This window comes from Micromonospora halotolerans, from assembly GCF_032108445.1.
Lineage (GTDB): Bacteria > Actinomycetota > Actinomycetes > Mycobacteriales > Micromonosporaceae > Micromonospora > Micromonospora halotolerans.
In genome coordinates, this window is record NZ_CP134876.1 from 5,083,569 (window position 1) to 5,108,029 (window position 24,461).

Consider the following 24,461-nt stretch of genomic DNA (forward strand, 5'->3'; position numbering starts at 1 on the left):
CGGCGAACCGAGCGCCGCCGGACGGCACGCCGGGAGCGGAGTCGCCGGTCAGTTCGGCTGGTCGAGAATCGCGCTGAACCGCTCCTCGGCCAGGTCGAGCTGGGCGAAGATGTGCCGCTTCACCGGCGCCGACAGCGGCGTGTCCGGCCGGGCGATGAGGTCGCGGAAGACCGGCACGAGCGGCCGGTACTTGGCCGCCGAGCGGGCCACCTTCGGGCCGACCGTGTGGATCACGCCCACCCCGTTGTCGGTGAAGTCCGACACCTTGATCACCCGGGCCCAGGGCTCCCGGTCGAGGCTCGCCGCCACGTGCTCCCGGTACTGGACGTGGGGGTCACGCCCCGGGTCGTACACCGGGTTGGTGACCGCCCCGACCAGCCGGGCGACGCGCGGGCCGAACCGCGCGGCCAGGGCGGCCAGCGCGGCCGGCGTGGGGTCGACGGCCGCCGTCGCGTCGGGGCCGGCCAGCTCGGCCGGGTGGTCCTCCACGGCGTCGTGCAGCAGGCCCGCCACGATCACGTCCACGTCGCGCACCTGGTAGTGGTGCATCATCCGGATCGCCACCCGGAGCAGGTGGTTCAGGTACGGCTCGCGCACCCGCCGGTCCTCCCGGTGCAGCTCGGCGGCGAGGTCGAGGGCGGCGGTGAGCCGCTCCCGGGCGGGCTCGTCGAACGCCTCGACCTCCAGCCGGAAGCGGGCCAGCAGGCCCGGCTCGCCGTGGATCTCGGTAATCGCGTGCATCGGCATGGTCGCCAGGTACGCCGGGAACTCCATGCGTCCCTTATAGCTGATCTTCGCCAGGAAGGGTCGCCCCGGTCGGCCTCCCGACCGTGGCCGGTCAGCTGCCGGTGAGGCGCTTGACCAGGCGGACCGTGGTGCCCTCCGGGGTGCCGACGATGCTCGCCTCGTCCATCACCCGGTTCATGATCAACTGTCCCCGGCCCCGGTCGGCGCCGTTCCCGCCGACGTCCGCCCGCCAGCCGCCGCGATCGCGTACCTCGACCACCAGGTGGTCGTCGCGCAGCTCGGCGCGGAGCGTGGTGATCCCCTCGGGGGCGAAGCGGTAGCCGTGCTCGATGGCGTTGGCGCACGCCTCGCCGGTGGCCATGAGCACCGTCTCGACGTCGAGTTCACCGACCCCGTGGGCGCGCAACCAGCCGCGCAGCCGTTCCCGGGTGGGGGCGAGCCGCCCCGGGTCGGCGGGCAGGTCGGCGGTGAACACCGGCGCCGTCCCGGCCGGATCGTCGCCCGGCACCAGCCCGGCGGCAGTCCCACCCTCCACGTCCGGCCCCCCGTCCCGCGCACCTCCCGGGCCTGGGCGCTCGTCGTCACCGTCCCGTCCTGTCGGTCATTGTCCCCGGTACGGGCCGGCGATATTCCTCGACCCGGCCGTTGGTTCCGACCGGATGTCCGATCCTCCCGCACCGGCACTCCGGCGGTGGGCCGCGGGTCACAATCGGCGGGTGGACCGGGTGCTGGACCTGCTGGTGGCGCTGCCGCCCGCACTCGTGCTGGCCCTGGTGTTCCTGCTGCCGGCGCTGGAGGCGTCGACCTTCCTCGGGCTGGTCGTGCCGGGGGAGATCGCCGTACTGGTCGGCGGGGTGCTCGCCCACGAGGGACGCCTGCCGCTCTGGGCGGTGATCCTCGCGGCGGTCGCCGGCGCGGCGGTCGGCGACCAGGTGGGTTACCTCGTGGGCCGCCGCTACGGGCGGCGGCTGCTGGCCCGGGTGCCGCAGCGGTTCGCCCGCTCGGGAGAGCTGTCGCGGGCGTTGGCGCTGGTCCGCCGCCGGGGCGCCGCCGCGGTGGTGCTCGGCCGGTGGGCGGCGGCGCTGCGCGCCCTGGTGCCCGGGCTGGCCGGGATGAGCGGCATCCCGCACCGCGCGTTCACCGTGGCGAACCTGGCCGGCGGCGCGCTGTGGGCGGTGGCCGTGGCGCTGCTCGGCTACCTGGCCGGTGCGTCGTTCCGGCTGCTGGAGCGACGGCTCGGCTGGGGCGGCGAGGCGCTGCTCGCCCTGGTGGTGCTGGTGGTGGCGGTGCGGCTGGTCCGGGCCCGGCGGGCCGCCCGCCGCGAACGGGACGCCGCGTCCCGCTGACCGCCGGCCGGGCCGGCGCCCCGCGAGGAGGGGCGCCGGACCGGTGCGCGTGCTGGGCGGTCAGCCGCTGATCTTCCCGGTGCCGGCCCCCGCGGTCACCGTGGCCTTCACCGTGCTCGCCGCGTCGAGCGTGTACGCGTACGGGACGGCGGCCACGCTGCCGGCGGTCTGCGGCGCGCCCGAGTTGACGTAGAGGTTGTTCCGCTCGACCAGGTTGCCGGCCGGCGAGGAGCCCTCGCCGACGTGCGTCGGGTCGGTCATGTTCTCGAACGAGTTCCCCTCGACCAGCACCCCGGCCCCGCAGGTGCTGGCGACGCCGTAGCTGTAGGACGGGTTGGCGGTGTTCACGTAGTAGTTGTTGAACACGTGCACGGGGTTGCCGAAGCGGACCCGCGGGTTGCGCTGGAAGCAGTTGCTGAACACGTTGTGGTGGTAGGTCACCTTCAGCTTGCCGCTGTCCTCGCCGGAGTTGCTGTCGCTGTGCCCGACCAGCGAGCACTTCACGTGGTCGTGCAGCCGGTTCCAGGAGACGGTGACGAAGTTCGACCCGTGGGTGACGTCGAGCAGCCCGTCGTAGTAGTCGGTGCCGCTCGTGGTGTCGCTGGACAGGTCGTTGTGGTCGATCCAGACGTTGGTGGAGTTGTCCAGGTGGATGGCGTCGCCGTTGCCGACGCCGGCGCGTACCTTGGCGATCCGCAGGTTGCGGACGACGATGTTGCGGGCGTCGCGCAGGTTCAGGCCGCAGCCGGTCAGCCCGGAGCTCGCGCCGACCCCGATGACGGTCTTGTTCGAGCCGACCCGGATCTCGGTGGAGCAGGTGAAGGTCCCGTTCACCCGGACGGTGGTCGCCGCGTCGCCCTCGGCCGCGTCGGCCAGGGCCGCCGGGTCGCTCACGGTCACCGTGCCGCCGCCGGCCCCGCCGGTGGTGCCGCCGTTCTGCGTGGCCCAGCCGACCAGGCCCGTGGTGGGCGGCGGGTTGGTGGGCGGCGGCGAGGTCGGCGACGCCGTGGGGGAGGAGGAGGTCGGCGGCGTGGTCGGGGTGCCGCCGACGCCGTCCACCGCGACGTCGTCGAAGACCGCGCTGGCGTACGCGGTGACCAGCGCGATCCGGCCGGCCGCGTACGCGGTGTCGGTGCCGGCGGCGATCTGGGCGCCGTTGACGAAGCCCCGGATCGTGCTGCCGGTGGCCTCGATCCGCAGGGTGTACCAGGTGCTGGTGGTGACGGTCAGCGCGGCGGAGCCGAGCACGGAGATCTGGCTGCCGTTGACCATCTGGAGTTCGGCCCGGTTCGCGTTGGTCAGCGCCAGCCGGTACATCTTCGTCGAGCTGGTGGAGCGGGACGCCAGGCCGACCAGCCGGTTGGCGCCGTTGAACGACAGCGGCCTGACCCGGGCCTGCACCCGGTAGTCGGTCCAGCCGGTCTGGCCGGCGAAGGCGCGGGCCAGCTCGCTGGCGGTGTTGCCCTGCCCGTACGCCGGTGAGCCGTCGGTGACCACCGACCAGTCACCGCCGGACTTGGACCAGCCGTCGGCGGTGCCGTCGTCGAAGGTGTCGCCGAACAGGGTGGCCGCCGCGGCGTTGCCGGTCAGGCCGACGGCGAGCAACAGGGCGGTGAGGCCGGCGCCGGCCGCGGCCGCCGCTCCTCGGTGGTGTCGGAGTCGCACGGTGCTTCCTCCCGGGGGTGGTGGGGTGGGGGTGGTGGTCCGGGCGCCGCGCGGGGGACGGCGCGGCCCGCGGCTCAGAGCGGCAGCCGGCCGGCGCCCGCGAACGCGCCCACGGCGAGCGGCACCAGCGGCGTGGGCAGCACGGGTGCGGCGCGCAGGGTGGGCGTCCAGCCGGCATCGCCGCCGAGGTCCGGGTCGTGCGCCGCGTTGTACGCGCCGAGCAGGTCGACCGGGCGCGCCGGGCCGCCGCCCTGGCGCAGCCAGCTGCCCCGCTCGGTGAGCGCGGTGCCGCCCCAGTCGCGGATGAGGTCGGCCGGGTCGACGTCGCCGGCCAGGGTGAAGAAGTTGTTCTCGGCGTGGATGGCGGACTGCACGCCGACGCCGAGGGCGTACTCGAAGCCGGGCCCGCCGAGCCGGTAGTGGTTGTCGTAGACGTCGACCTGGCCGAACCGGACCCGGGGCAGCCGCTGGAGGTCGCCGTCGAAGAGGTTGTGATGCACGGTGACCTTGAGCCGGCCCACATCCGGGCCGACGGTGTTGGACGAGCCGATCAGCATCAGCTTGTCCCGCCCGACGAACCGGTTCCAGGAGGCGGTGACCAGGCTGGCCGTGTGCGTGACGTCCAGCGACCCGTCGTGCACCTGGTAGGGGCGGCCGAAGTGGGTCGGCTGGCCGCTGTCCGGGTTGTCGCCGTCGGTGAACGTGTTGTGGTCGACCCAGACGTGCTCGCTGCGCCGGACGGAGATCTGGTCGTACTGGGAGTTCCAGTTGCCGGCGTCGCCGTCGGTGGGGGACCAGGCCGGGAAGCAGTCCCGGGCGTCGGCGAGGGTGAGGTTGCGGACGATCACGTTGCTGACCCGGTCGATCATCAGGGTCAGCCCGGTGAGCCGGGCGCCGCGCAGCCCCACGATCGTGGTGTTGGCGCCCACGTTGATCTGGGTCTGCCGGGTCTGGTTGGCCACCGAGCGCACCCGGGCCGCCTCCAGGGGCCCGCTCGGGTCCACCCGCCCCCAGACCGCCGGGTCGTACGCGGCCAGGTAGCCGCCGAGCGAGTAGTCCGGGTCGGCCAGGTCGGCACAGTCGAGCAGGCTGCCGTCGGGCCGCTCGAAGCCGTCGACCGCGCCCGCCACGTACACGATCTTCGGGGTGGCGTCGCCGGCGTTGGTGGCGTTGTCCCCGCCGAGCGCCTCGACCAGCTCGGCCCGGGTGCGCACCACCCGGATGCGGTCGGGGGCGGCGGCCGCGCCGCCGGTGGTGCCGGCGCCCTCGGCGGCCCAGCCGTCGTTCGCGGGCAGCGCCTGGCGGCCGATCTCCCGGGCGAGCCGGGACAGGGCCGGGTCGGCCGGCGCGGGGGCGCCGGTGACGGCGAGCGCGGCGGCGACGAGCGCCGCGCCGACTGCTGTTCTACGCATGACTCCTACCGTCCTGTCAGCTACTGGTGGCCGATATCTGTGACGGTAGAGTCATTGTTTTATATGGGTCAATGCGTACTGTGTGCAGGTTTGTTGCAATAGCGAGAGCCGTGCGGTATTGCCCCGATCGGAGGCGTCGGGATAGGCGGGCATGTGTCCGGATCGTCCGGGCCGGGGTTTGCACTACCGTTGCGGCGCCTCCCCGTCGGGCAGCTCGATCCGGTACGGCGGGACCGCCCACGGCACCCCCGACTCCGACGGCAGCGCGCCGGACTCGGCGGCCCGGCGCAGCACCGCGTCGACGCCGCGGATCACCCGCACCCGCCGCGGTCCGTCACCCTCGGTGCGCACCAGCGCGCCGTCGAGCAGGGTCGGCTCCGGCGCGTCCCGCAGCGCCGCCACGATCGCCGTGAACGGCGCGGTACGCGCCAGCGGCGCGATCAGCGGGGTGCCGGCGGCCCGGTGGTCGAGCAGGTTCTCCAGCAGCCCGCGCCGGCCGGGCACCTCGCGCAGCGCCGGGTCGCCGGGCAACCGGAGCCGGTCGGTCGGGTACTCCAGGACGGCCCGGTCCCGGTCGCCGGTGACGTGCACCTCGCCGGCGATGTACTCCTCGCCGGCCAGGGTGACCGCGGCCAGCACCGGCGGTCCGGTCCGCGGCGTCACCCGCAGCACGGCCGTGTCGTCCACCTCGATGGGCCGTACCCGGTAGCGCTCCACCTCGATCCGGGCCGGCCGGACCGGCGCTCCGGTCACCGCCTCGGCGACGGCCAGGCACTGCATCACCGCGTGCGCCAGGGGGTTGGCCAGCGCCCCGTCGAGCGCGGGCCGCCCGTCGAGGCTCCGCCGGCCGGCCCACGGGGAGCGGGCGTAGTAGGCGTCGGGCCGTTGCCAGGCGGCCACGGTGGCGACGGCGGTGACCGTGCCGAGCCGCCCGGCCGCGAGGGCGGCGGTCAGCTCGGCCAGGGCCGCCGAGCCGAGCGCCTGGAAGCCGACCTGCACGGCCCGGCCGGCGTCCCGCGCGGCCGCGGCGAGCCGCCGGTGTTCGGTCAGGTCGAGCACCGGCGGCTTCTCCAGCAGCAGGTCCGCCCCGGCGGCGAGCGCGTCGAGGGCGATCGGCAGGTGGGTGTGCGGCGGGGTGCAGACCACCACGACGTCGGGCCGGACGGCGGCCAGCATGGCCCGGTGGTCGGTGAAGATCCCCGCCCCGGGCGGGACGGGGGCCGCCGGTTCGTCCTCCAGCGGGTGGAGGTCGACCAGGCCGACCAGGCGCGCCCGGCCGGCGGCGTGCAGCGGGGCGATGGCCCGCCGGTGCCAGCGGCCGTGCCCGTTCGCCCCGACGAGCGCCACCCGCGGCGGCGTCATGCCGCACCGGCCAGGGTGGCCCGGACGCCGTGCCGTTGCAGCGCGGTCAGCCAGCCGGTCACGTCGGCCCGGACCTCGTCGTCGGCGGCCAGGTCGGCGGGGAAGACCTCGCGCAGCGCGAAGAGCGCGTCGACCGTGCCGGCCGGGGTTCCCGGTGCGGCGGCGAGGGCGGCCCGGATCCGGTCGGCGAGCGGGTCGTCCAGCGGCAGCGGCCGGCCGTCGTCGGCGTGCCCGCCCAGGAAGCGCAGCCACGCCGCGACCACCAGGGCGCCCCAGCGGGCCGGGCGGCCGGCGGCGCGCAGGTCGGCGATGGTGTGCAGCACCCGCTGCGGCAGCTTCTGCGAGCCGTCCATGGCGATCTGCAGCGTGCGGTGCCGGATCGCCGGGTTGGCGAACCGGGCCAGCACCTCCTCCCCGTACGCCGGCACGGAGACGCCGGGCGGCGGGGCGAAGCTGGCCGCCACGTCCTCGGCGACCAGCCGGCGCAGCACGGCGTCCAGCCGCGGCAGCGTCAGGGTCTCGGCGACGGTCTCCGCGCCGGCCAGGGCGCCCAGGTACGCCGTCGCCGAGTGCACCCCGTTGAGGGTGCGCAGCTTCAGCCGCTCCCACGGGCCGGCGTCGCCGGTGAGCACCGCCCCGGCCCGTTCCCAGGCCGGCCGCCCGCCGGGGAAGTCGTCCTCGACCACCCACTGGGAGTACGGCTCGGCGGCCACCGCCGCCAGGTCGGTCACCCCGAGCGCCCGCCGGGCCGTGTCCAAGGTGTCCGGGGTGGGCGCCGGCACGATCCGGTCGACCATCGTGCCGGGGAAGGTGACCTGCCGTTCGATCCAGCCGGCCGGCCCGTCGGGCACCCGGGCCAGCGCGAGCGCCTGGGTGACCAGGCCGCGCAGCCGGCGGCCGTTGGCCGGCAGGTTGTCGCAGCTGACCAGCGCGACCGGGCCGGCGTCGGCGGCGGCCCGGGCGAGCAGCCCGCGGACCAGCAGCCCCGGCACGGTGCGCGGGGGCCGGTCGGTGGTGAGGTCGGCCAGGAGGTCCGGGTCGGCGCGCAGCGCACCGGTCACCGGGTCGAGCTGGTACGCCTTCTCGGTCACGGTCAGCGTCACCACCCGGATCGCCGGGTCGGCGAGCAGGCGCACCACGGCGGCCGGGTCGGCGGGCGCGTGGCGTACGCCGGCCAGCGCGCCGACCACCCGGGTGGCGGCGCCCTCCGGGGCGAGGGTGGTGACGCTGAACAGGGCGTCCTGCTCGGCGAGCGCGTCGACCACGGCGGTGCTGCGCGGGGCGACCCCGACGATGCCCCAGTCTCCGCCGGCCGCGCCGACCGCCGCCTCGGTGTGCACGGCCTGGTGGGCGCGGTGGAACGCGCCCAGCCCGAGGTGGACGATGCCCGCCGGGACGGTGCCGGGGCGCAGCAGCGGCCGGCACTCGACGGGCAACCGGCGCAGGGTGGCCAGGCCGAGGCGGTCGGTGGTCACCGCCATGCCGGGCCGTCCGGGAAGCGGAACTCGGCGATCGACTCGGCTCTCATGGTGCTGCTGTAGCCGGGGGCGGTGGGCAGCAGGTAGCGGCCGCCGCGGGTGCGCACCGGGTCGGTGAAGTACTCGTGCAGGTGGTCCACGTACTCGATCATCCGCCCGTCCAGGCTGGCGCCGACCCGGAGGAAGTCGAAGATCGCCAGGTGCTGGACGTACTCGCAGAGGCCGACGCCGCCGGCGTGCGGGCAGACCGGCACACCGAACTTCGCCGCCATGAGCAGCTCGGCCAGGACCTCGTCGACCCCGCCGACCCGGCAGGCGTCGACCTGCATGACACCGATCGCGTCGGCCTGGAGCAGCTGCTTGAAGATCACCCGGTTGGCGGCCACCTCGCCGGTGGCGACCCGGCACCGGCCGCCGGTCAGCTCGGTGACGGCACGGGCGATCCGGGCGTGGCCGAGCACGTCGTCGGCGTGCGTCGGCTCCTCGATCCAGTACGGGTCGACCTCGGCCAGCGCGGTCATCGCGGTGATCGCCTCGTCCACGTCCCAGACCTGGTTGGCGTCCATCATGAGCAGCGCGTCCGGGCCGATCTCGGCGCGGATGGCGCGGGCCCGGCGGAGGTCGTCGTCGAGCGGGCCGCCGACCTTCATCTTCATGGCCCGCCAGCCGTCGGCGTACGCGGCGCGGGTCAGCGCCCGCACCTTGTCGTCCGGGTAGCCGAGCCAGCCGACCGATGTGGTGTACGAGGGGAAGCCGTCCCGCTCCAGCGCGGCGAGCCGGTCGGCCAGCCCGTCGCGCCCCTTGTCCAGGATGGCCGCCGCCTCGTCGGGGGTGAGCGCGTCGGTGATGTGGTGGAAGTCGACGGTGGCCACCAGGTCGTCGGTGGGCAGCTCGGCGAGGTACCGCCACATCGGCTTGCCGGCCAGCTTGGCGCGCAGGTCCCAGACGGCGTTGACCAGCGCGCCGGTCGCCATGTGGATGACGCCCTTCTCCGGGCCGAGCCAGCGCAGCTGCACGTCGGCGGTGAGCGAGCGCCAGAACGCCACCGGCTCGGCGGCGATCTCCGCGACGGTCCGGCCGCGCACGTGGTGGGCCAGGGCCCGCACGGCCGCGCAGGTGATCTCGTTGCCCCGGCCGTTGGTGAAGGTGAATCCGGCGCCGGTGGGGCCGCCGTCGGTGGCCAGCTCGACGTAGGTGGCCGAGTAGTCGCCCCGGTTGATCGCGTCCGAGCCGTCCCCGCTGGCGGCCGTGGGGAACCGCACGTCGTGCACGTGGACGTCGGTGATGGTGGTCATGATTCCCCTCCGAACTTGAAGACCCGCTTCGGCAGCCGGTACGCCAGGTCCACGATGGTCTCGGCGGCCTCGTCGGCGGGTAGCCGGTGCTCGGCGACGAGGCGGGCCAGGAAGCCGGCGTCGACCCGGCGGGCCACGTCGTGGCGGACCGGGATGGAACAGAACGCGCGGGTGTCGTCGACGAACCCGGCGGTGTTGTAGAAGCCGGCGGTCTCGGTGACCGCCTCCCGGAACCGGCGCAGCACCTCGGGTGAGTCGAGGAACCACCAGGGCGCGCCCAGGTACAGGGCCGCGTAGCCGCCGGCGAGCGGGGCCAGCTCCCGGGTGAAGGTGTCCTCGTCCAGGGTGTAGAGCACCACCCGCAGCCGCGGGTCGTTGCCGTGCGCGTCGAGCAGCGGGGCGAGGCCGTGCACGTAGTCGGTGGCCTGCGGCACGTCGCCGCCGACGTCCCGGCCGTGGCGGGCGTGCAGCCAGCGGTTGTGGTTGCGCACGGCGCCCGGGTGCAGCTGCAGCACCAGGCCGTCGTCCAGCGACATCCGGGCGAACTCCAGCAGCATGTGCGCCCGGAACGCCTCGGCGTCGGCGGCGTCGGCCCGCCCGCGCCGGCCCCGGTCGTAGAGCGCCGCCGCCTCCGCCGGCTCCAGGGCGTGGGTACGGGCGGTCGGGTGCCCGTGGTCCGACGAGGTGGCGCCGGCCGCGATGAAAGCCTCCCGCCGCCGCCGCAGCGCGGCCAGGTAGCCCGCGTACGTGCCGGTGTCCTCGCCGGACACCTCGGCGAGCCGGTCCACGTTGGCCGACCAGTTGCCGAACTCCATGTCCACCACGTCGTCCGGGCGGAACGTGGTGACCACCCGCCCGCCCGGTCCGCCCCAGCCGTCGGCGGCGAGCTTGGCGTGCCGGCCGAGGTCGTCCAGGGGCGACTCGGTGGTGGCGAGCACCTCGATGCCGAAGCGTTCGAACAGCGCCCGGGGCCGGAACTCCGGCTCGGCGAGGCGCGCGGCCAGCTCGTCGTAGACCGCGTCGGCGGTCGCCGGGGAGAGGGCGGTGGTCACCCCGAACACGTCGCGGAAGGTCTGCTCCAGCCAGAGCCGGGACGGGGTGCCGCGGAACAGGTGCCAGTGCGCGGCGAAGCGGCGCCAGATGGTCCGACCGTCGGTCTCCACCGGGCTGCCGTCGACGCTGGGCACGCCGAGGTCGGCGGGCGGCACCCCCTGGCTGAGCAGCATCCGGGTGAGGTAGTGGTCGGGCACGATGAGCAGCCGGGCCGGGTCGGGGAACGGGCGGTCCTCGGCCAGTAGGCCCGGGTCGACGTGGCCGTGGGGGGAGATGATCGGCTGCTCGGCCGCCAGGGCGTACAACTCGCGGGCCAGGGCCCGCTGGCCGGGTTCGGCGGGCAGCAGCAGGTCGCTGCGGGGGACGGTCGGCACGGCGTGACTCCTCGGTCAGGGGAGGGTGAGCAGGTCGGCGACGCGGACGGGAGCGCCGGTGTCCAGCGAGCGGTTGGCGGCCAGCCCGGTGAGCAGGGCGAGCGCCCCGTCGTACGCGGTGGCCGCCCGGCCGAGCGGGTCGGGCTCGCCGCCGAGCAGCACCCGGGTCATCCGGGCGTCCGCGCCGCCGTGGCCCTGCCGGGTCCAGCCGTCGACGGGGACGTCCACCGGTGGCGCCCAGAACGGCCGCAGGGTGAGGCGGGCCGCGCCGCGCTCGGCCGCCGCCTCGTCGCCGTGCAGGGCGGCGCCCTTGAGCGCGCCGGCCACGGCGGGGGAGACGTGGTCGCTCTCGGTGACCTCCAGTTCGAGCCGGCCCCGGCTGCCGTTGACCATCACCCGGTAGCCCTCCCAGGGGGCGTACGCGGTCAGGTGGTAGGTCATCGTGGCGCCGGTGGAGTAGCGGGCCAGCACGGCGAGGTCGTCCTCGATGGTCACGCCGGGGCCGAAGACGTTGCGGTCGCGCTGGTAGCCGTCCTCGGTCTCGGCGTCCAGGTACAGCTCCCGCAGCCGGGGATGCTCGGCCAGCCGCAGCGCGAACGGGTCGTCGGCGGCGGCCGGGGAGCCGTGCGCCCGGTCGTAGTCGCGGGCGTAGCCGTGCCGGCGGCCGGACTCGCCGTAGAAGAACAGCCGGCCGGCCGCGTGTACCTCGACCGGGCGGGCGTTCAGCCACCAGTTGACCAGGTCGAAATGGTGGCTGGCCTTGTGCACGAGCAGGCCGCCGGAGACGGCCTTGTCCCGGTGCCAGCGGCGGAAGTAGTCGGCGCCGTGGCGGACGTCGAGCAGCCACTCGAAGTGCACCGAGCCGATCTCGCCGACCGCACCGTCGGCGAGCAGCCGGCGGACCTGCTCGTGCAGCGGGTTGTAGCGGTAGTTGAAGGCGACGGTGACCGAACGCCCGGTCCCGGCCACAGCGTCGAGGATCCGGCGGCAGCGGGGGGCGTCGACGGTCATCGGCTTCTCGGTGACCACGTCGCAGCCGGCGCGCAGGGCGGCGGTCACGTACTCGTCGTGGGTGACGTCCACACTGGTCACCAGCACCACGTCGACCCGCTCTCTGGCCAGCATGGCGTCGAAGTCGGCGGCCCGGTAGGTGGGCACCGGCGGGTGGCCCAGCTCGGCCAGCCAGCGGTTGTGCGCGTCCATCCGCGCCTGGTTGACGTCGGCGAGGGCGACCAGCTCGGCGGTGTCGGCGTGGTCGAGGGCGAGCGCCCGGACGAACATCTCGGCCCGCGCCCCGGCACCGACGAGCGCGTGCCGGACCCGTTCCCGGGCGGGTGGTGACATGGCGTCGGCCTCCCCGGAGGAGTGCAAAGGTTTGCAGCCGAAGAAACCACGCCGACGAAGACCGCGTCAACGATCGATGGCAAACCCGCCACTTAGATCCGCTTTGGTGGCGAAAAGTGGGTGTGCTGGGAGCGGTGCCGCAATCGATCCGTGACGAAGTCCCGTTGACACGGGAGCAACCGTTTGCATTAATTGGCGGCACCCGAGTGACCGCCACCACACTGGACGAGGGAGCCCGCCGTGCCAGCCACCATCCGGGACGTCGCGCGGGCCTCGGGCGTGCACATCTCCACCGTGTCCCGCACGTTCTCGGCACCGCACCTGGTCAACCCGGAGACCCGGGTCCGGGTGCTGGCCTGCGCGGAGGACCTCGGCTACCGGCCGAACCGGGCCGCCCGCGCCCTCATCACCGGCCGTACGCACAACATCGGCCTGATCGTCGCCGACATCGCCAACCCGTTCTTCCCGCCCCTGATCAAGGCGGCCGAGGGGCAGGCGCGGCACCGCGACTACCACGTCTTCGTGGCCGACACCAACGAGGACCAGGCCGCCGAGGAGGAGCTGGTCCACGCCCTGGCCAAGCAGGTCGACGGGGTGCTGCTGTGCAGCCCCCGGATGAGCAACAGCCTCATCGAACAGGTCAGCCGGGAGGTCCCGGTGGTGGTGATAAACCGCCAGGTCACCGGCCTGCCCTGCGTGATGATGGACGTCGGCCAGGGAGCGCGGCTGGCCGTCGAGCACCTGCTCGGCCTGGGCCACCGGCGGATCGCGCTGCTCGGCGGCCCGCGCGGCTCGTGGACCAACCGGGAGATCCGCCGGGCGGCCGGGACCGCCGCCCGGACCGGGGGCGCCGAACTGACCGTGCTCGGCCCCAACCACCCCACCGAGACCGGCGGCGGCGCCGTGGCCGACCAGGTGCGCCGCAGCGGCGTCACCGCCGTGCTCGCCTACAACGACCTCATGGCGATCGGGCTGATCGAAGGGCTCGACGCGCTCGGCCTGCGGGTCCCGGCCGACGTCAGCGTCGTCGGCATCGACGACATCGCCCTGAGCCGGCTGACCCGGCCCAAGTTGACGACGGTGGCCACGCCGACCGCGGCCGCCGGCCGGACGGCCGTCGACATGCTGCTGCAACACGACTCCGACGCGCCCCGCGGCGCCCGGGGCCGGGTCGCAACGGCCGGCGACCGTCGCACCACCGCACAGGTAATGCTCCAGACCGAACTGGTCGTCCGCGACTCGACCGGGCCCGTCCCACCGCCCGGCCGGGACGGCACCGGGGCCTGACGTGGTGGCCCGGGCCCGCATCGCCGTGCGGACCCGGGCGACCCGTGGACGGCCGCCGGTGACGTCGTCGCCTCCCACAGCCGAGGAGTGAGCGCAGATGCACCCCGCAACGTCCCCCACCGCCGGCGTGCCCGCCGGGCGGGATCACCGTACCCCCCGGACCCGACCTCGGTTCCTGCGCGGCCTGACCGCCGTCGCGCTGGCCGTGCCGCTCGCCCTGGGCGCGGCTGCCTGCGGCGGCGACGAGGCCGCCGACGACGGCCCGGTGAAGCTGTCCGTCTTCTGGTGGGGCGGCGACGCCCGCGCCAAGCTCACCGAGGACGCCCTGGCCCTCTACACGAAGAAGCATCCCGAGGTCACCTTCGAGAAGACCTGGCAGGCCAACCAGGGCTACTTCGACAAGCTGGCCACCCTGACCGCCGGCGGCAACCCGCCCGACCTGTTCCAGATCGACGACAACTACCTCGCCGAGTACGCCGGCCGCAGCACCACGCTCGACCTGACCAGCTTCACCGACTCCGGCAAGCTCGACGTGTCGAAGTTCCCCAAGAGCCTCCTGCAGTACGGCGTGGTCGACGGCAAGCTCGCCGGCGTGGCCGCCGGGGAGAACACCCAGGGCCTCGTCTACAACAAGACCCTGTTGCAGAAGCACGGCCTGCCCGAGCCGACCACCGGGATGACCTGGGAGCAGCACATCGCCTGGGCCGAGCAGGTGGCGAAGAAGACGAAGGTGCCCGGCACCCAGGACCCGAGCGCCGACTACAAGGCGTTCTGGGTCTGGCTGCGCCAGCAGGGCAAGGACCTCTACGACGGCAAGGAACTCGGCTTCACGGCCGACGACGTGACGAAGTGGTTCGACCTGTGGAAGGGCGCCCGCGACCGGGGCGCCACCCCCACGCCCGACGTGATCCACGAGGGCAACGCCACCGACATCACCAAGCAGCTCGTGGTCACCGGCAAGGCGGCGACCTCCTGGGTCTGGGCCAACCAGATGCCGGACCTGAAGAAGAACACCAAGGACGAGCTGGGCGTGGTGGCGTACCCGGGTGACCCGAGCGCCCAGTGGGCCCGGGCCTCCATGTACTGGTCGGTGTTCAAGGGCAGCAAGCACCGGGACGTCGCCGTCGACGTGATCAACTTCCTGAACAACGACCCGGAGGCGGTCGCCCTGCTCGGCACCGACCGCGGCCTGCCGTCCAACCTCGACCTGCGCGCCAAGGTCAGCGAGACCGCCACCGACCCGGCCATGAAGCAGTCCATCCAGGTCGAGTCGGAGCTGGCGCAGAAGTTCGGCGAGTCGCCGCAGGTGCCGATCAAGGGGCACAGCAAGGTGAAATCCGAGCTGACCAAGGCCGCCGAGAACGCCCAGTACGGCCGGGCCACCCCGGCCCAGGCGGCCGAGCAGTTCATGGCCGCCTGCAAGTCCGCGATCGGCTGACCACGCCCGACGGAAAGGAGCCGGCCCGTGGCCCTCACCACGGCGCCCGGCCGGACCGCACGCACCGGCCCGACCGGCCCCCGCCGCACGCGGCGCGGGGCCGGCCGGGCCCGGCTCGGCGAAGGTCTGGCGGGGTACGTCTTCCTCTCGCCCTGGCTCATCGGACTGATGGGCGTCACGGCGATCCCCATGCTGCTCTCGCTCTGGCTGAGCTTCACCGACTACGACATCCTCACGCCGCTGTCCGAGGTGCGCTGGGTCGGGCTGGCCAACTACGAGCGGATGTTCACCGGCGACCCGTCGTACTGGCACGCCGTCCGGGTGACCCTGACCTTCGCGCTGGTGGCCGTGCCGCTCAAGCTGGCCGCCGCGCTCGGCGTGGCGCTGCTGCTCAACCGCACCTGGCGGGGCGTCGGGCTGTTCCGCGGCCTGTTCTACCTGCCGTCGCTGCTCGGCGGCAGCGTCGCCCTGGCCATCGTCTGGGTGAACATGTTCAACCGGGACGGGGCGTTCAACTCGTTCCTCGCCCTGTTCGGCATCGAGGGGCTGCCCTGGGTCAGCGACCCCGACTGGGCCCTCGAAACGCTCATGGTGCTGGCGATCTGGCAGTTCGGCGCGCCCATGGTGATCTTCCTGGCCGGGCTCAAGCAGATCCCCACCGAGCTGTACGAGGCGGCGGCCGTCGACGGCGCCGGCGCCTGGCGGCGGTTCCGGGCGGTCACCCTGCCGATGCTCTCCCCGGTGATCTTCTTCAACCTGGTGCTGGAGACCATCCACGGCTTCCAGGGCTTCACCGCGGCCTTCGTGCTCAGCAACGGCACCGGCGGTCCGGTCGACTCCACCCTCATGTACACGCTCAAGCTCTACATCTCCGGCTTCACCGACCTGGAGATGGGCTACGCCTCCGCGATGGCCTGGGTGTTCCTGCTCGCCATCGCGCTCATCACGGCCGTCTTCTTCGGCACCGGCCGGTTCTGGGTGCACTACTCCGACGGAGATGACCGATGACCGCCCTCGCTCCCGCCCGCCGTCGCCCCGGCGGCAGCCGCCAGGCCGTGCGCCTGCTGGTGCTGGTCGTGATCGTCGCGGTGGTGCTCTACCCGCTCGTCTGGATGGTCGGCACCTCGGTGAAGAGCCAGGCGGAGATCGTCAACAACATCGGGCTGCTGCCGGAGCGGTTCACCCCCGGCAACTACGCCGACGGGTGGACGAACTTCGACGTCGGCTTCGGCCGGTTCTTCCTCAACAGCGCGATGGTCAGCCTGCTCACCGTGGTCGGCAACGCGCTGTCCTGCCTGCTCGCCGCGTACGCCCTGGGGCGGCTGCGGTTCCGGCTGCGCAAGGTCTGGTTCACCGTCATGATCGGCACCCTGCTGCTGCCCGGGCACGTGCTGATCGTGCCGCAGTACATCCTGTTCCGCAGCCTCGGCCTGGTCGGCGGGGACTGGCCGTACCTGCCGCTGCTCATCCCGCACTTCCTGGCCACCGAGGCGTTCTTCGTCTTCCTCATGGTGCAGTTCATGCGGGGCATCCCGCGCGAGCTGGACGAGGCCGCCAAGATCGACGGTGCCTCCCCGTACGGGGTCTTCCGCCACGTCATCCTGCCGCTGAGCCGGCCCGCGCTGGTCACCACCGCGATCTTCTCGTTCATCTGGACCTGGAACGACTTCTTCCGGCAACTGGTCTTCCTGTCCAACCTGGACGGCTACACGGTTCCGGTGGCGCTGACCCTGTTCATCGACTCCACCAGCCAGAGCGCGGTCGGGCCGATGTTCGCCATGTCGGTGCTGTCGCTGCTGCCGGTGTTCCTGTTCTTCCTGGCCTTCCAGCGGATGCTGGTCGAGGGCATCAACACCAGCGGGCTGAAGGGATGAGCGCCGAGCCGGCCCGCCGGGACTGGCGGGACACCGCGCGCGAGGCGAGCGACCTCGCGCTGCTCGGCTTCGCCGTGGCCCTGGCCGCGCTGCCGCTGCTCACCCTGGCCCCGGCGGTCGCCACGGCCAGCGCCGCGCTGCACGACCGGGGCGTCACCGGCAGCTGGCCGCCGGTGCGGACCACGCTCGCCCGGTTCGGCCGCGCGCTCCCCGCCGGGCTGGCGGCCAGCGCCGTCGGGCTCGCCGTGGCCGGCGCGCTCGGCGCCGACCTGCTCGCCCTGGCCGGCGGCCGCGTCCCCGGCGGCGGGCCCGCCACGGTCCTCACCGCCGGGGTCGCCGCCGCCCTGCTCGGGTACGCGGGCCTGGTCGCCGTCGCCGTCGGGCGCACCGGTGGCCGGGGCTGGCGGGACGCGGCCCGGGCGGCGGCCGGCACCTGCGCGCGGCGGCCCGGCACCTGGGCGGCCGCCACCGGGGTGTGCTGCCTGGCCGGGCTGCTCGCCGTGCTGGTCACCCCGGTCGCCGTGCCGATCCTCGCGGGCTACGCCCTGGCCGCCCTGCACGCGGTCGCCGCCCGCCACCCGGTCACCCGCCCGGAGGCGCCGTGACCGAGTGCCTGGTCGTGGCCGGCGCCGAGGTGGCCCGGTACGTGGTCCACCCGGATCTGGACGCGCGGCACGGCCGGCGGCCGTACCTGCATCCGGTGCGCACCCGGGCCGGCACCCCGGTCACCGACGCGCTGCCCGCCGACCACGTCTGGCACCTCGGCGCCTCCCTCGCCGTGCAGGACGTCGACGGCGCCAACCTCTGGGGCGGGCGCACCTACGTCCGGGACGCCGGCTACACCTGGCGGGACGACCACGGGGTGATCACCCACACCGGCTGGCGCGCCCGTGCCGCCGACCGGCTCGACCACGACCTGGAGTGGCGGGACGCGGCCGGCCGGCCGCTGCTGCGCGAGCGGCGGCGGCTCGCCGCCACCCCGGCCGGCCCCGACGCCTGGTGGCTCGACGTCGACGCCACCCTCACGGCCGCCACCGGGCGGGACGTGCACCTGGGCAGCCCGGCCACCAACGGCCGGCCCGGCGGCGCCGGCTACGGCGGCTTCTTCTGGCGGGCGGTGGCCGACGGCGAGCCCGAGGTGTTCACCGGGGACGCCGAGGGGGAGGAGGCGGTCAACGGCTCGGCCGCGCCGTGGCTGGCGCTCACCGGGTCAGGGCCGGGCGACGGCGCGTACACCCTGGTCTTCACCGGCCTGGGGCCCGGCGACCGCTGGTTCGTGCGGACCGCCAGGTACCCGGGCGTCTGCGTCGCGTACGCCTTCGAGCGGCCGGCCGTGGTCGCGGCCGGGCGGCCCCGGCGCAACCGGCACCGGGTGCTGGTGGCCGACGGCCGGCTCGACCGCGCCGCGGTGACCGACCGGCTCGCGACGGGGCCGGGGTGACCGGGCCGGAGGTGGCCTGCGTGGGCGAGACCATGGTGGTGCTCGCCCCCGCCGCCCCCACCCCGCTGGAGGACGCCGACCGGCTCGCCGTCGGGGTGGGCGGCGCCGAGTCCAACGTGGCCATGGCACTGGCCCGGCTCGGCTACCGGGCCGCCTGGGTGAGCCGGGTCGGCGACGACCCGTTCGGCCGCCGGGTGCTCCGCGAGGTCGCCGCCGCCGGGGTGGACACCAGCCTGGTCGCCGTCGACCCGGCCGCGCCGACCGGCGTCTACCTGAAGGACCCCGGCCCGGACGGCACCCGGGTGCACTACCACCGGGCCGGCTCGGCCGCGTCCCGGCTGACCGCCCGCGCCCTCGACGACCCGCGGCTGGCCGGGGTGCGGCTGCTGCACCTCACCGGGATCACCCCGGCGCTCTCCCGGAGCTGCCGCGACCTGGTCGCGCACGCGCTCACCGCCCGCCCGCTGCCCGCCGCGCGGATCAGCTTCGACGTCAACCACCGGCCCCGGCTCTGGCCGGCGCGCCGGGCCGCCCCGGTGCTGCGCGACCTGGCCGACCGCGCCGACGTGGTGCTGGTCGGGCTGGACGAGGCGGCCGCCCTCTGGGGCGTCACCGCGCCGGCCGCCGTCCGCGCGCTGCTGCCCGGCCCGGACCTCGTGGTGGTCAAGGACGGCGGGGTCGGCGCGACGGCGCTGCCGCGTACCGGGGCGGGGGTGTTCGTGCCGGCGCTGCCGGCGCCGGTGCGCGAGCCGGTCGGCGCGGGGGACGCCTTCGCCGCCGGGTTCCTGGCCGGCCTGCTGCGCGGCCTCGACCCGGCGGCCTGCCTGCGGCTCGGGCACCTCACCGCGGTACCGGCGCTTGCCGCCGCCGGGGACACCGCGCCACCGCCCGATCCCGACTGGACGGCCCGTGCGCTGGCGCTGCCCGACGCGCGGTGGGCCACCCTCGTGCCACCGGAGCCCGCCGGTCCACCGCAGTGGGCGCCGGATCGGGCCGGCAGGGAGCAGAATGCGGGCGGCCACGGAGGAGGGAGCGGGCGATGAACGGGCACGACTTCGAGCCGATCTTCGGGCCCGCGCGGGTCATGGTGATAGTGCGCGACCTGCCGCCCGACGAGACCGTCCGGCTCGCGGAGCAGGCCTGGGACCTCGACATCGACGTGGTGGAGGTGCCGATCCGCACCTCCGACGCGGTCCCGGCGCTGCGCGCCGCGGTGGCGGCGGGCCGGCGGCGGGACCGCCTGGTCGGCGCCGGCACGGTCCGCACCCCCGCCCAGGTCCGGCAGGCCGCCGGGGCGGGCGCCGCGTTCACCGTGGCCCCCGGGCTGGACCTCGCCGTCGCCGACGCGGCGGTCAGCTACGGCATCCCGCACCTGCCCGGGGTGGCCACCCCCACCGAGGCGCAGCGGGCGCTCGACCACGGCCTGCTCTGGTTGAAGGCGTTCCCCGCGGTCAGCCTCGGGCCGGCCTGGTTCCGGGCCGTCGCCGGGCCGCTGCCCGAGGCGCGGTTCGTGGCCACCGGCGGGATCGACGCCGACAACGCGGACGACTTCCTGGCCGCCGGGGCGCGGCTGGTGGCGGTCGGGTCGGCGCTGTCCGACCCCCGGCAGATCCCCCGCCTCGCCGCCCTGGCGGCCGGCCCCGGCTGAGCCCGCCGGGCGCGCACCGGCCGTCGAGCCGGCGTGAGCCGGGTCGGCCCGGGTCGCGGCCGGTCAGGCCGGGGCCGGGCCGAGGCTGTCCCGGTGAACCAGTTCGGCCGGGAGGGTCTCCACCCGGTCGCGGCCGTCGGGCGCGTCCAGGGCCAGGGTCATGGCGCGGGCGCCCAGCTCGGCCAGCGGCAGCCGGACCGTGGTCAGCGCCGGGGTCACGTCGGCGGCGATCGGCATGTCGTCGAAGCCGACCACGGAGACCTCCGCGGGCACCCGCACGCCGCGGGCGCGCAGCAGGTTCAGCGCGCCGACGGCCATCGAGTCGTTCATCGCCACGATCGCCGTCAGCCCCGGTGCGGCGTCCAGCAGCTCGGCCGCGACCCGGGACCCGCCGTCGCGGGTGAAGTCCGCGTACCGGATCCGCGCCTCCGGCAGCGGCTCGCCCAGGCCGGCGGCGAGCCCGGCGAGCCGGTCGCTCGTGGTGGTGAGGGAGCGCGGACCGGCGAGCACGCCCACCGCCCGGTGGCCGAGCCGGCGCAGCTCCGCGCCGAGCAGGCGGGCACCCTCCTCGTTGGCCGGCAGCACGGCGTCGCCCCGGTGCCGGTGCCGGCCGATCACCGCGACCCGCCCGCCGGTGGCCGCGTACGCGGCGAGCCGCTCGTCGAGCAGGGCGTTGACCGTGGCGTCGTGGTAGCCGGAACCGGCCAGCACGATGGCGGCGACCTGCTGGGCGCGGAGCAGGTCGACGTACTCCACCTCCCGCTCCGGGTCGCGGTAGCTGTTGCAGATGATGACCAGCCGCCCCCGCTCGGTGGCGACCCGCTGCAACCCCCGGGTCACCTCGGCGAAGTACGGGTCGGAGACGTCGTGCACCAGCACGCCGACCACGCTGCGCTGCGGCCGGGCCAGGAGCTGGGCGTGCGCGTTCGGCACGTACCGCAGCTCGGCGACGGCTTGCAGCACCCGCTCGCGCAGCTCGGCGGCGACCGGCTTGCTGCTGCCGTTGATGACCCGCGACGCGGTCGCGGGCGAGACGCCCGCCCGGCGGGCGACATCGGCCAACGTCGCCATGCGCACCCCCTCGCACACCCCGGTGGCCGAGAGGCTACCGCAGCACCGCCGGGAAAGCCGTGCCCGGAACGGCGGAGGCGGCGCTCACCGGGCCCGCGTGGTGGGGCGGGAGGTGGTCGCGGTGGTCCGGACGGCCTTGACGATGGCGGGGATCGAGCCGATCAGCAGGACCAGCGCCCAGATCAGCGCCACCACGGCGAACACGACCGCGCCCAGGTCGTCGGTGATGCTGACCAGGATCCCCGGCACGAACTGGTGCAGGAACTCCAGCACCACCGTGCACAGCAGGGTGGTCAGCGCCAGCAGCGCGAGCCCCTTGTTCTGCAGGAAGCGCGGCTGGGCGAGCAGCAGCAGCGCCGCCCAGACCAGCTTGAGCAGCAGCACCAGGCCGAGCAGCACGGCGGCGTCGCCCACCGGGAAGAACCCCCACACCGCCAGGTACGCGAGCGTGCCGAACGGCGCGGCCAGGAACAGCGACACCATCACGGTCAGCTCGACGAAGGCGACGATCAGCAGGACCAGCGACGCGAGCAGCAGCAGGATCGAGAAGACCAGGGTGGCCACCCCCTGCACCCGGCCCTGGATCCGGTCCGGCACCACGAGGCTCAGGGCGAACAGCCCGGTGGTCCAGAGCGCCACCACGTCGACGAGCGCCAGGTGGCCGGTGCCCCGGCCGGACGGCTCGGTCACCGCGCCGACGTCGCCCAGCTCGACGCCGAGCCGCCCGGCGCTGTCCCGCAGCGCGCCGCCGGCGTCGCCGCCGCCGGTGAGCGCCGCCGCCCCCAGCTCCAGCCCCACGACTAGCGCGATCGCGAGCAGCGCCAGCAGCAGGAACGGTTTCCGCAGCTCACCCATGGCACGCCTCCCCACCGGCCGGCTCCGGCCGGCCCGGCCCGCGTCCGGTCAGGACCGGGCGACGGTGACCACGCATCCGCCACCTCCCGGGCATCGCAGGGCGACCTCGGTCGCCCCGTCCACCGCCACCTTCGCCACCGCCGTGCCGTCGTCGCCGGGCGTCACCTCGTCGGTCACCGTGACGTCGGCGTCCCCGGGCGCCGGGGCGCTCACCACGAACGGCGCCCCGCTGCGCAGCACCAGGCTGCGCAGGCCGCCCGGGTCGGCCACCCGCAGCCGGCAGGCGATGCCGAAGCCGACCACCAGACCCTCGGCGGACGGGCTCGGCTCGGCGGCCGGCGGCACGCACGCCACGGTCACCGTGGCCGGGTCCACCGTGCCGGCGTTCCCGCCGAACCGGGCCAGCCAGCCGGGCCCGGCGGCCGGGTCGCCCCGGTCGTGCCGGCCGCCGCCCACCGCGACCAGGTAGAGCACCGCGAGCAGCCCGGCGAGGGCCGCCAGCAGCACCTTCTGCCGCCCGCTCACGGCGCGAGGAGCTGGGTGAACCGGATCTGGTCGACCCCGGCGAAGTACCGGTCGGTGCCCTGCGTCCGGCTCACCGCCACCAGGGTCAGCTTGTGCGGGCCCCGAGCCAGCTCCACGGTGCCCACGTCCACGAAGTCGGTGCGCACCACCGTCGGGGTGAAGCCGAAGAAGGTGTCCCCGACCTGCCGGCCGTCCACCAGCCAGATGGTGTTCGCGTAGTCGAACGAGGTGGTGCGCACGGTGGCGAGGCGCCACGTGCCGTCGGCGGGCAGGTCCACCGAGACGGTCACCCGGTCACCCACGGCCCGACCCTGGAAGAACAGCTGGGCGTCGCCGGACCAGACCACCTCGCAGCAGTTCGGCTGGGACACCACCCGCGCGGCCGCCGCGGAGGTCGACTGCACCGTCGCGCCGGCGACCAGGCTCTCCGCCTCCACGGTCACCACCTGGGCCCGCGGCGGGGGCGGCGGATCACCGCCGCGGGTCACCAGCCAGGCGACCACCCCGCCCACCACCAGCAGCAGCGCCGCCGCGGCCGCGAGCCACGGCCACGGCGCGCGCTTCGGGGGTACGACGGCCCGCACGTCGTACGTCACCCGGCCGCTGGACCGGGAACTCTCCTCGGGGGCGGTGTTCGCCGAGTACGCGAAGCCGCTCATGTCGTAGCGCCGGGGCGGGGTGCCGGACGGCACGGCGAGCCGGACCAGGAACGACACCGAGCCCTGCCCGGGCACCACCCGCTGCGGCTCGGCCACGGTGAACCAGCCGCGCTGGCTGCCCTCGCCGGGCGCGACGTCGAAGACCACGGTGTCCGGCGCCTCGCCCGGGTTGGAGACCGTGAAGGTCAGCTCGCCGCAGTTGCGGGCGTCCAGGGTGAACTGCTCGGCGGCGGCGACGACGGCCCATTCGGTGGTCATCGAACTCCTTCGTGGAGACCCCTGGCTGTAGCCGTGGGGAGGAAACGAGGGCCACGGCCGGCCGGCACGTCGCCCAGGTGTTCACAAGATGGTCGGCTAGGTTGTGAGGCATGACCGTGAAGACGGTGAAGCGGGCGTTCAAGTACCGCTTCTACCCGACCCCGGAGCAGGCCGGCGAGCTTGCCCGGACGTTCGGGTGCGTCCGGCTGGTCTACAACATGGCGTTGCAGGCTCGCGCCGAGGCGTGGACGCTGCGCCAGGAGCGGGTCAACTACAACGCCACGTCCGTGCTGCTCACCGGTTGGAAGAAGACTGAGGAACTGGCATTCCTCAACGACGTCTCCTCCGTGCCGTTGCAACAGGCGCTGCGGCATCTGCAAGTCGCGTTCACCAACTTCTTCGCCAAACGGGCGAAGTACCCGACGTTCAAGAGCAAGAAGAAGTCCCGCCGCTCGGCGGAGTACACCACCAGCGCGTTCCGCTCGCGCGATGGTCGGCTGACCCTGGCGAAGATGACCGCGCCCCTGCACATCGTGTGGTCGCGGCCGCTGCCCGACGGCGCGTCGCCGTCCACGGTGACCGTCTCGCAGGACGCGGCCGGACGCTGGTTCGTGTCCCTGCTCTGCGACGACGTGATCCACGCCACCCCGGCCGTCAACGCCGCTATCGGTATCGACGCCGGCCTGGACAGCCTGCTCACCGTTTCCACCGGGGAGAAGATCACCAACCCGAAGCACGAACGCCGCGACCGGGTCGCTCTCGCCCGCGCCCAGCGCAACCTGGCAACGAAGGAGAAGGGCTCCGCGAATCGGGCGAAGGCACGGGTCAAGGTCGCCCGCGTCCACGCCCGAATCACCGACCGCAGATGGGACCACCTGCACAAGCTGACAACTCGGCTCGTTCGTGAGAACCAAACGATCGTGATCGAGGACCTGACCGTGCGAAACATGATCCGCAACCACCGCCTGGCCCGCGCCATCAGCGACGCGGCCTGGCGGCAGTTCCGCACCATGCTGGAGTACAAGGCCGACTGGCACGGCCGGAACCTGATCACGATTGATCGCTGGTTCCCGTCGTCCAAGTTGTGCTCCGCCTGCGGCGCGCTCGCCGAGAAGATGCCGCTGACCGTACGGAACTGGACATGCCGCTGTGGTACCACCCACGACCGCGACGTCAACGCGGCCATCAACATCAAGGCCGAAGGGCTTTCGGTCTCTGCCTGTGGAGGCGGTGTAAGACCTCAACGGACGAACGCCCGGACGAGGCAGTCGCCGGTGAAGCAGGAAACCCGTGGGGCGACCCAGGGATTCCCCCGCCTTTAGGCATGGG

General features: G+C 74.5%; 23 protein-coding genes. 10 read left to right on the forward strand and 13 right to left on the reverse strand.

Annotated elements, in window-relative coordinates:
• Positions 1-48 precede the first annotated feature (48 nt).
• Complete coding sequence (locus RMN56_RS23965; protein ID WP_313719790.1) at positions 49-774, reverse strand: HD domain-containing protein; 726 nt, start codon at positions 772-774, stop codon at positions 49-51.
• A gap of 64 nt (positions 775-838) precedes the next feature.
• Positions 839-1,282 (reverse strand): ATP-binding protein, encoded by a 444-nt coding sequence (locus tag RMN56_RS23970; RefSeq protein ID WP_313719791.1) that lies wholly within the window; start codon positions 1,280-1,282, stop codon positions 839-841.
• 181 nt (positions 1,283-1,463) lie between these two features.
• Here RMN56_RS23970 and RMN56_RS23975 point away from each other — a divergent pair, with 181 nt between their 5' ends.
• Positions 1,464-2,093: a DedA family protein gene (locus RMN56_RS23975; RefSeq protein WP_313719792.1), complete on the forward strand. Its 630-nt coding sequence runs from the start codon at positions 1,464-1,466 to the stop codon at positions 2,091-2,093.
• Positions 2,094-2,153: 60 nt separating this feature from the next.
• On the opposite strand, the gene RMN56_RS23980 is transcribed toward RMN56_RS23975, so the two are convergent.
• The 7 genes from RMN56_RS23980 to RMN56_RS24010 form a co-directional block, all read right to left on the reverse strand.
• A complete protein-coding gene (locus RMN56_RS23980; protein ID WP_313719793.1) occupies positions 2,154-3,758 on the reverse strand; it encodes a pectate lyase family protein in 1,605 nt (534 codons plus the stop codon).
• Positions 3,759-3,832: 74 nt separating this feature from the next.
• Positions 3,833-5,170, reverse strand: a complete 1,338-nt coding sequence (locus RMN56_RS23985; protein WP_313719794.1) for a pectate lyase family protein — start codon at positions 5,168-5,170, stop codon at positions 3,833-3,835.
• 183 nt (positions 5,171-5,353) lie between these two features.
• Complete coding sequence (locus RMN56_RS23990; RefSeq protein ID WP_313719795.1) at positions 5,354-6,532, reverse strand: Gfo/Idh/MocA family oxidoreductase; 1,179 nt, start codon at positions 6,530-6,532, stop codon at positions 5,354-5,356.
• Positions 6,529-8,013, reverse strand: a complete 1,485-nt coding sequence (locus tag RMN56_RS23995; RefSeq protein ID WP_313719796.1) for a mannitol dehydrogenase family protein — start codon at positions 8,011-8,013, stop codon at positions 6,529-6,531. The genes RMN56_RS23990 and RMN56_RS23995 overlap by 4 nt, the downstream gene beginning before the upstream one ends.
• Entirely contained in the window at positions 8,004-9,305 is a 1,302-nt protein-coding gene (locus RMN56_RS24000) for an enolase C-terminal domain-like protein (protein ID WP_313719797.1), read from the reverse strand. Before RMN56_RS24000 ends, RMN56_RS23995 begins: the two co-directional genes overlap by 10 nt.
• Positions 9,302-10,732: a glucuronate isomerase gene (gene uxaC, locus RMN56_RS24005; protein WP_313719799.1), complete on the reverse strand. Its 1,431-nt coding sequence runs from the start codon at positions 10,730-10,732 to the stop codon at positions 9,302-9,304. The genes RMN56_RS24000 and uxaC overlap by 4 nt, the downstream gene beginning before the upstream one ends.
• A gap of 15 nt (positions 10,733-10,747) precedes the next feature.
• The gene (locus tag RMN56_RS24010; protein WP_313719800.1) at positions 10,748-12,076 is read right to left on the reverse strand and encodes a Gfo/Idh/MocA family protein; all 1,329 of its coding nucleotides are present in this window, start codon (positions 12,074-12,076) and stop codon (positions 10,748-10,750) included.
• A gap of 240 nt (positions 12,077-12,316) precedes the next feature.
• Between RMN56_RS24010 and RMN56_RS24015 the strand changes: the two genes are divergently transcribed.
• From RMN56_RS24015 to RMN56_RS24050, 8 genes are all read left to right on the forward strand, one after another.
• The gene (locus RMN56_RS24015; RefSeq protein ID WP_313719801.1) at positions 12,317-13,363 is read left to right on the forward strand and encodes a LacI family DNA-binding transcriptional regulator; all 1,047 of its coding nucleotides are present in this window, start codon (positions 12,317-12,319) and stop codon (positions 13,361-13,363) included.
• A 97-nt stretch (positions 13,364-13,460) separates the two neighbouring features.
• Positions 13,461-14,801: an ABC transporter substrate-binding protein gene (locus tag RMN56_RS24020; protein ID WP_313719802.1), complete on the forward strand. Its 1,341-nt coding sequence runs from the start codon at positions 13,461-13,463 to the stop codon at positions 14,799-14,801.
• A 27-nt stretch (positions 14,802-14,828) separates the two neighbouring features.
• Positions 14,829-15,809 carry a carbohydrate ABC transporter permease gene (locus RMN56_RS24025; RefSeq protein ID WP_313719804.1) on the forward strand — a complete coding sequence of 327 codons (981 nt, stop codon included), beginning with the start codon at positions 14,829-14,831 and terminating at the stop codon, positions 15,807-15,809.
• Positions 15,806-16,675: a carbohydrate ABC transporter permease gene (locus tag RMN56_RS24030; protein WP_313719805.1), complete on the forward strand. Its 870-nt coding sequence runs from the start codon at positions 15,806-15,808 to the stop codon at positions 16,673-16,675. Before RMN56_RS24025 ends, RMN56_RS24030 begins: the two co-directional genes overlap by 4 nt.
• On the forward strand, positions 16,672-17,280 hold the full coding sequence (locus tag RMN56_RS24035; RefSeq protein ID WP_313719806.1) for a hypothetical protein: 609 nt from the start codon (positions 16,672-16,674) through the stop codon (positions 17,278-17,280). Before RMN56_RS24030 ends, RMN56_RS24035 begins: the two co-directional genes overlap by 4 nt.
• The gene (locus tag RMN56_RS24040; protein ID WP_313719808.1) at positions 17,277-18,116 is read left to right on the forward strand and encodes a DUF6807 domain-containing protein; all 840 of its coding nucleotides are present in this window, start codon (positions 17,277-17,279) and stop codon (positions 18,114-18,116) included. Before RMN56_RS24035 ends, RMN56_RS24040 begins: the two co-directional genes overlap by 4 nt.
• Positions 18,117-18,136: 20 nt before the next feature.
• Positions 18,137-19,159 (forward strand): sugar kinase, encoded by a 1,023-nt coding sequence (locus RMN56_RS24045; RefSeq protein WP_313719809.1) that lies wholly within the window; start codon positions 18,137-18,139, stop codon positions 19,157-19,159.
• Positions 19,156-19,764, forward strand: coding sequence for a bifunctional 4-hydroxy-2-oxoglutarate aldolase/2-dehydro-3-deoxy-phosphogluconate aldolase (locus RMN56_RS24050; protein WP_313719810.1), 609 nt, complete (start codon positions 19,156-19,158; stop codon positions 19,762-19,764). Before RMN56_RS24045 ends, RMN56_RS24050 begins: the two co-directional genes overlap by 4 nt.
• A gap of 63 nt (positions 19,765-19,827) precedes the next feature.
• On the opposite strand, the gene RMN56_RS24055 is transcribed toward RMN56_RS24050, so the two are convergent.
• From RMN56_RS24055 to RMN56_RS24070, 4 genes are all read right to left on the reverse strand, one after another.
• Positions 19,828-20,835: a LacI family DNA-binding transcriptional regulator gene (locus RMN56_RS24055; RefSeq protein WP_313719811.1), complete on the reverse strand. Its 1,008-nt coding sequence runs from the start codon at positions 20,833-20,835 to the stop codon at positions 19,828-19,830.
• A gap of 84 nt (positions 20,836-20,919) precedes the next feature.
• On the reverse strand, positions 20,920-21,690 hold the full coding sequence (locus tag RMN56_RS24060; RefSeq protein WP_313719812.1) for a hypothetical protein: 771 nt from the start codon (positions 21,688-21,690) through the stop codon (positions 20,920-20,922).
• A 48-nt stretch (positions 21,691-21,738) separates the two neighbouring features.
• On the reverse strand, positions 21,739-22,215 hold the full coding sequence (locus RMN56_RS24065) for a hypothetical protein (RefSeq protein WP_313719813.1): 477 nt from the start codon (positions 22,213-22,215) through the stop codon (positions 21,739-21,741).
• The gene (locus tag RMN56_RS24070) at positions 22,212-23,132 is read right to left on the reverse strand and encodes a carbohydrate-binding protein (RefSeq protein ID WP_313719814.1); all 921 of its coding nucleotides are present in this window, start codon (positions 23,130-23,132) and stop codon (positions 22,212-22,214) included. Before RMN56_RS24070 ends, RMN56_RS24065 begins: the two co-directional genes overlap by 4 nt.
• A gap of 110 nt (positions 23,133-23,242) precedes the next feature.
• Between RMN56_RS24070 and RMN56_RS24075 the strand changes: the two genes are divergently transcribed.
• Positions 23,243-24,454: an RNA-guided endonuclease InsQ/TnpB family protein gene (locus RMN56_RS24075; protein ID WP_313719815.1), complete on the forward strand. Its 1,212-nt coding sequence runs from the start codon at positions 23,243-23,245 to the stop codon at positions 24,452-24,454.
• Positions 24,455-24,461 lie beyond the last annotated feature (7 nt).

Excerpts from the sequence above, each read along its gene's own strand:
- RMN56_RS23965 (WP_313719790.1), bottom strand. The coding sequence starts at position 774 with ATGGAGTTCCCGGCGTACCTGGCGACCATGCCGATGCACGCGATTACC.
- RMN56_RS23985 (WP_313719794.1), bottom strand. The coding sequence starts at position 5,170 with ATGCGTAGAACAGCAGTCGGCGCGGCGCTCGTCGCCGCCGCGCTCGCC.
- RMN56_RS23990 (WP_313719795.1), bottom strand. The coding sequence starts at position 6,532 with ATGACGCCGCCGCGGGTGGCGCTCGTCGGGGCGAACGGGCACGGCCGC.
- RMN56_RS23995 (WP_313719796.1), bottom strand. The coding sequence starts at position 8,013 with ATGGCGGTGACCACCGACCGCCTCGGCCTGGCCACCCTGCGCCGGTTG.
- RMN56_RS24000 (WP_313719797.1), bottom strand. The coding sequence starts at position 9,305 with ATGACCACCATCACCGACGTCCACGTGCACGACGTGCGGTTCCCCACG.
- RMN56_RS24010 (WP_313719800.1), bottom strand. The coding sequence starts at position 12,076 with ATGTCACCACCCGCCCGGGAACGGGTCCGGCACGCGCTCGTCGGTGCC.
- RMN56_RS24020 (WP_313719802.1), top strand. The coding sequence starts at position 13,461 with ATGCACCCCGCAACGTCCCCCACCGCCGGCGTGCCCGCCGGGCGGGAT.
- RMN56_RS24030 (WP_313719805.1), top strand. The coding sequence starts at position 15,806 with ATGACCGCCCTCGCTCCCGCCCGCCGTCGCCCCGGCGGCAGCCGCCAG.
- RMN56_RS24035 (WP_313719806.1), top strand. The coding sequence starts at position 16,672 with ATGAGCGCCGAGCCGGCCCGCCGGGACTGGCGGGACACCGCGCGCGAG.
- RMN56_RS24050 (WP_313719810.1), top strand. The coding sequence starts at position 19,156 with ATGAACGGGCACGACTTCGAGCCGATCTTCGGGCCCGCGCGGGTCATG.
- RMN56_RS24055 (WP_313719811.1), bottom strand. The coding sequence starts at position 20,835 with ATGGCGACGTTGGCCGATGTCGCCCGCCGGGCGGGCGTCTCGCCCGCG.
- RMN56_RS24060 (WP_313719812.1), bottom strand. The coding sequence starts at position 21,690 with ATGGGTGAGCTGCGGAAACCGTTCCTGCTGCTGGCGCTGCTCGCGATC.
- RMN56_RS24070 (WP_313719814.1), bottom strand. The coding sequence starts at position 23,132 with ATGACCACCGAATGGGCCGTCGTCGCCGCCGCCGAGCAGTTCACCCTG.
- RMN56_RS24075 (WP_313719815.1), top strand. The coding sequence starts at position 23,243 with ATGACCGTGAAGACGGTGAAGCGGGCGTTCAAGTACCGCTTCTACCCG.